Annotated in this window: 5 protein-coding genes and 2 pseudogenes; all 7 read right to left on the reverse strand. The window is 39.5% G+C overall.

The window, feature by feature from the left end; genetic code table 11:
- On the reverse strand, positions 1 to 547 hold a 547-nt coding region (locus L1267_RS23450; RefSeq protein WP_235384414.1), incomplete at its 3' end, for an isocitrate/isopropylmalate family dehydrogenase.
- Positions 548 to 762: 215 nt separating this feature from the next.
- The gene (locus L1267_RS23455; RefSeq protein WP_199527753.1) at positions 763 to 2,460 is read right to left on the reverse strand and encodes a hypothetical protein; all 1,698 of its coding nucleotides are present in this window, start codon (positions 2,458 to 2,460) and stop codon (positions 763 to 765) included.
- A 6-nt stretch (positions 2,461 to 2,466) separates the two neighbouring features.
- Positions 2,467 to 2,850: a DUF3192 domain-containing protein gene (locus tag L1267_RS23460; protein WP_075594547.1), complete on the reverse strand. Its 384-nt coding sequence runs from the start codon at positions 2,848 to 2,850 to the stop codon at positions 2,467 to 2,469.
- Positions 2,851 to 2,921: 71 nt separating this feature from the next.
- A complete protein-coding gene (xni, locus tag L1267_RS23465) occupies positions 2,922 to 3,695 on the reverse strand; it encodes a flap endonuclease Xni (RefSeq protein WP_199527752.1) in 774 nt (257 codons plus the stop codon).
- Positions 3,696 to 3,706: 11 nt separating this feature from the next.
- Positions 3,707 to 5,050 (reverse strand): nucleotide 5'-monophosphate nucleosidase PpnN, encoded by a 1,344-nt coding sequence (ppnN, locus tag L1267_RS23470; protein ID WP_138557705.1) that lies wholly within the window; start codon positions 5,048 to 5,050, stop codon positions 3,707 to 3,709.
- A gap of 71 nt (positions 5,051 to 5,121) precedes the next feature.
- A pseudogene (locus tag L1267_RS23475) lies at positions 5,122 to 5,664 on the reverse strand (GGDEF domain-containing protein); the annotation flags it as partial.
- A gap of 14 nt (positions 5,665 to 5,678) precedes the next feature.
- Positions 5,679 to 5,796: pseudogene (locus tag L1267_RS23480) on the reverse strand (IS630 family transposase); the annotation flags it as partial.

Here is a 5,796-nt window from a genome sequence, read left to right on the forward strand (position 1 = left end):
CAGATGTTGATTTAAGGATGTTAGCTTTGTGAACAGCCGTTACTTTTTTACGGCCTTCACGTACCGCTAGCTCGTATGCAAAAGTTACGATTTTTTCTGCACCTTCACGGGTGATTTTTGACATTGCTTCTGCTTCGTTACCATCTTCAGATACAACTTGGCCAAGACCTGAGTACATACCTTGTGTGTTTTCACGAACAGTGATGATGTCGATATCGTCGTAACGAGCTTGTGTACCTGCAAATGATTTAACAGGACGAACATTAGCATATAGGCCAAACTTTTTACGTAAAGTCACGTTGATTGAAGTGAAACCTTCACCAACTGGTGTAGTTAATGGGCCTTTTAAAGTGATCTTGTTACGCGCGATTGTGTCGATTGTTTCTTGCGGAAGTAACTCACCAGTTTTTTCTAGGGCAGCAAGGCCAGCATCAACGAATTCATAATCAAAATCGCAACCTGCAGCTTCAAGGATCTCAAGTGCTGAATCAATAATGCTAGGACCAATGCCGTCGCCTTTGATCACTGTGATGGTTTGTTTAGCCATTTACTTTTCCTATTTATGAGTAGATAAACACGTAAACTCGTCGCGAAATAGCATGCGATTTACTTGTTAGAAGGTTTACGTGGATGTGTTTGAAAATTTAAGCGGCTTTTATAGCAATTTATTCAGCTTTTTACCAGTTTATCCTGTGAATACTGACTATAAACAGACTAAAGTTCATATTTATTTAACGTTTTCGCACTTTTTAACAACACATTCTAAAAATTGTCTGCAAACTCGCAATTTTTCAAATATGCATAAAAATTAGCTTTTGAGTCCCAACCAGCAGCCGATAGGCTGTCGAAAATGATTTGCTCTTGCCAGCTGCTAAATAAAGCTTTTGGTTGAAAAACATAATAAGTAAATAATTTAATAGCTATCCAATGTTTCTCATTTATGGTGAGTTGCTGTTTTTTGTGTTGTTCACTAGCCAGTAAATGTTGAGTCCAGACGTTGTCACCAATTAGCTGATTTAAATATTCAGTTAATGGGGCTTGATCTAGGTGATTAACACCAAATAGGCAGGCCAATGGTGGGCTAATAACATGCTCTTCGGCTTGTTCAAATATAGTTTTTCGAGACAGGCTCGTAGCTTGATATTCGCAAAGGTATAAAACGTAGGCATATAATGGCAAGCTCACGTGTTCAAATTGCACTGAGTCAGAGTGTTTAAACAATGCTTGAATAATCCGCACCATATTTTCAAGTCGTTTAGAAATATGCTGAAACAGTGGGTGAGTAGTTGTTGCTACTAAGCGTTGAAATAATACTTTCTGAATGATTGCCGGTGCATTGTCGTATCCAACCATCGATAAACAATGACGCAAGTCTTTGGCTCTTTGCTGCTCTTTATTATAGGGCTTAGCGGCAATTGTAAGTTGCGTAATTAATTCAGGGTAGGGACTTAACAGCTTATTTAAACCACGATAGCTGTATTCTTTTGATACTTTTAAGTCACTAATTAATGCTAAGTATTGCTGTCTGCGTTGCTGATTTATAGGTGGTGGTTCTGTAAAATTGATGTTCTCACTAAACCATACGGTGTAGAGCAAACGCGTGTCTTTACATGTTCTTTGTTTGTCTAAAATGCTCAAATTAGCTTTGATGCGATGCCAGCGTACTTTTTCTGGGCGGCTAGCATCGACTAAAATATGCCTACCTTGCTCATCGGTGGTTAAATAGATAAGAATGCGTTCAGCGTAATTTACTTCACTTGCTGGAATGTATGGGCCTATGTGCGCAATGAGCGCCTTTATTGCATTTTGAGCAAACTCATTAGGTGTACGAAGATAAATATCAGCCAATGCTTTATGTATACTAATATGCCCACCAGATTCACGATAAGTGGTATTCATGGCGATAATGTTAGCTAAAGCTACAAGTGTTGTTGCTCCGTCATAAATCATAATTTTTGGCGCACTTAAAAGTGCTTGTTTGTATTTATTTAACCGCGCTAATAAATGCTGAATAGATAATGTATGAGGACCTGAGCTTTGCAGTAATTTTGCAGCAAGCTGGTGACGACTCTGCCAAAGTTTTTTATCTTGTAATGTTAGCTTTTCACAGGCAGCTAACTTATTGCTTTGAGTTTGTACGCACAGGTAATTAGCTAAACAGCAGCTAATAATTTGTTCACTAATTGCTTGGTTGTAATTTAGGCTACGACATAGAATGCAAGCAATAACGCATTGGTTAACAACTAAATTTGTTGTGTAGCCATGATTAGGAACATATAAGCTAAGTTGCGCTTGCATACCTTTTGGGCAGGCTTGGTAGATTAAGTAATATCGCTCAGCAAGGTTGCTTAATAAAGGATAAATTTGCGACCATTTCTGCTTTTGATAATAAAGCTTGAGCAACTGGTGCGTACTATCAAATAAGCGTGCCAACTCACGAGGCGTCACGTTTTCCATCATAAGCGGTTAGGTTTCTTGTTGATAGCTTTCATAGGCACTTGGCCCCCACAATACTAATTGACCATTTTTAAACAGCAAGCCAGTGCACTCATCTATTGTTGTAATACCATCCGATTTTACGTGTTGCGTACGGTAAAAAATGATTTGCCAAACATTGTCTTCGACTCGTTTAGCATAGGTTAGGTCTGGGCTGCCTAAGTAATCAAGTACGGCGTTTAAGTTTTCAGGCTTATCGATAGATAGTTTCGAGATGTAACGTTTATTAAAAGCTTCACGGTCTTGCCAGATCATGGCTTGTGGATCATCTTTATAAAAAGTGATCACAAGAGTGGCGATAAGTGCATAAACACCTAAACCCAGCACCAGATATTGGAAAACCTTTTTAAACATGTGTAACTCTTTAAAATTAACGCGAATTTGCAGTATACGCTGTGATATCCAAGTGCGCTACGAGATTGCGATTAATTGAGCCTTAACTGCTTTAAACTAAAGCCTAAGTGAATATCTGTGCGTAACATCACAAGATTTTTCGAAATAACAAACATATCCATCTCATCGTTCAATTTACGCTTTACTGAAGGGTTTAGTTCATCGTCGTTGATTGCGGCTGCAATTGACTCATACTCATTTACTAATTGCTGCGCAGTTTTGTTACCAATACCTTTCACGCCGGGTATGTCATTGGTTTTATCACCAGCTAAAGCCCAAAAATCAGCGAGTCGATGTTTTGGAACATTAAAGCGCTGTTTAATGTCGTCGGCTTCAAGATACTGTTTTTTGAAGTAATCATAAATAGCAATCTGCTCAGATAAAAATGGTAAAAACCCTTTATCTGTAGAAACGATAGTAGAAGGTACATCATTAGTCGCGGCTTTATGTGCCAGCGTGGCAATTATATCGTCAGCTTCATCATTGTTAGGTGAAAACACCACAATGCCTGTTTGTTCAATGGCTTGTTTAAAAAGCGATAAGTTTTGTTTTAGGGTATCTGGCATCGGTGAGCGAGTGCTTTTGTACGCCTCATAGTAGTGATAACGCCAGCTTTTTTCACCATCAAACACAGCAATCGCGTGAGTAGCATTAGTTTGCTGACGTAACTTTTTACAAGCATGTGCCACGCGGGCACAGCTTGCCTTTATCATATGTTCTTCACTGTGATGACTCTGATTACTATCAACAGCATAGATGCGCCTAATAAGATTTAACGCATCTATTAAAAGTAACTGGGTTGTCACATAGTCTCCTGTTAAGCTTTTATCTCATAGCAAGGAATATACTTACTACCGGGTAATTTCATTCGCCCTTGCTCAACAAAAGCAGCAAGTAGTTTATCCATATCAGCCATTAATGCAGGCTCACCACTTAATACAAATCGGCCATGTTGCTTGATGGCTTGCAAGCCTTCGTCTTTAACATTACCAGCCACAATACCTGAAAACGCACGGCGTAAATTAGCGGCTAGTTGCTGAGTCGGCTGATCTAAGTGTAAATCCAAACTCGCCATATTGGCATGAGTCGGTGCAAACGGCTGTTGAAAATCATTATCGATTTTTAGCGTCCAGTTAAAGTAGTATGCATCACCTTGACTCTTGCGGTATTCACGCACTTCAGCCATTTTTGATTTGAGTGTTTTGCCAACTCGCTCTGGGTCATCGATGATCACTTCAAACTTATCAAGTGCCTCTTTACCAAGCGTTTTCTCAACGAATTTACACAGCTCAATAAAGTAATTTTCACTCTCTCTAGGGCCAGTTAAGATCACAGGTAAAGATTGTTTTTCGTTTTCAGGGTGCAGTAAAATACCTAAAAGATATAACAGCTCTTCTGCGGTACCCGCGCCACCTGGGAAAATAATAATGCCATGGGCTGTACGGATAAACGCCTCTAAACGTTTTTCGATATCAGGCAAAATCACTAATTCGTTTACAATTGGGTTAGGTGGCTCAGCGGCAATAATACTTGGTTCAGTTAAACCTAAATAACGATTATTAGTAATACGCTGTTTGGCATGGCCTATCGTCGCGCCTTTCATTGGGCCTTTCATTGCACCTGGGCCACAACCTGTACAAATGTTTAAGCCACGAAGCCCAAGCTCATAGCCAACTTGCTTGGTGTATTTGTATTCGACTTCGTTTATAGAGTGGCCACCCCAGCAAACTATCATGCTCGGATCGCTATTTACTCTTAGCGCACCTGCATTCCTGAGCATGTCAAACACCATATGAGTTATGGCTTTTTGCTCAGTTAAATCTTTTTCGTATTTTTGACAAATAAATAGAATATCGCGAATAACCGAGAAGATATGTTCATGAATACCGGTGATAATTTCGCCATCGACAAAGGCTGATTCGGGTGGGTTTTCAAGCTCAATTTTAATCCCGCGTTCGCGGCTCAATAAGCGAATATCGAAATTTTCGTATTTGTTGTAAATTTCAGAGCTTGAGTCAGTGTGGCTACCCACATTAAGAACCGCGAGCACACAGTTCCTAAATAATTTATAGCGCTCGCTGGTGGATGATTGTTCGAGTAGATCAACTTCTAGTTGCGATAGTAAATCCAGTACACCTGTAGGATTCAGTTGTTTTAACATAAGCACTCTCCTGGCTCGTCAATGAGCCTTTATCATTGTGTGTCAAAGACCTTACTAACAAGATGAGGCCTTTATTTGCTAATGCAAACTTTATTTCGTCCCTCGTTCTTGGCTTTGTATAGTGCTTCGTCTGCACGGTCAAAGGCAATCAGTGGGGTATCACCTTTTTTCAACTGGGTTGCGCCAGCAGAAATGGTGATTTCTACTTGCTTATCTTTGAATTTAAATGGAATACCCTGAATTGTCTTACGCAACTTTTCAAGTGGTGCTGCTGCACTTTCAAGTGACATACCACTCATTAGTAACACAAACTCTTCGCCACCGTAACGGGCAATAAAGTCTGATTTACGTATTGATTTTTGTAGTGCTTTAGCAATGACTTGTAATGTTTTGTCACCGGCACTGTGGCCATATTGGTCATTGATTGATTTAAAATGGTCTACATCAATTACTACAAATGTCACTGCCGACTCTTGTAGATCAAATAATTGAAACTCTTGATTAAACCGTTCATCAAACGCTGCGCGGTTGGGTAATTTTGTTAAACCATCGAGCAAACTTTTAAATCGCTGTTCATTTAAGCGTTGTTTATAAGTTGAAAGTTTAGCTTCTAAATGGCTATACCCATTCAACTTGAAGATGCAGGTTTGAGTAGCTGAAAATTATCCGTAATTCTGGATACCAGCGAACCTGCAACTTTTGGTAGGGTCACATCGAAAAATTCTTTGATTGCGGAGATAAATTCT

This window comes from Pseudoalteromonas sp. OFAV1 (assembly GCF_021532595.1).
Lineage (GTDB): Bacteria > Pseudomonadota > Gammaproteobacteria > Enterobacterales > Alteromonadaceae > Pseudoalteromonas > Pseudoalteromonas lipolytica_C.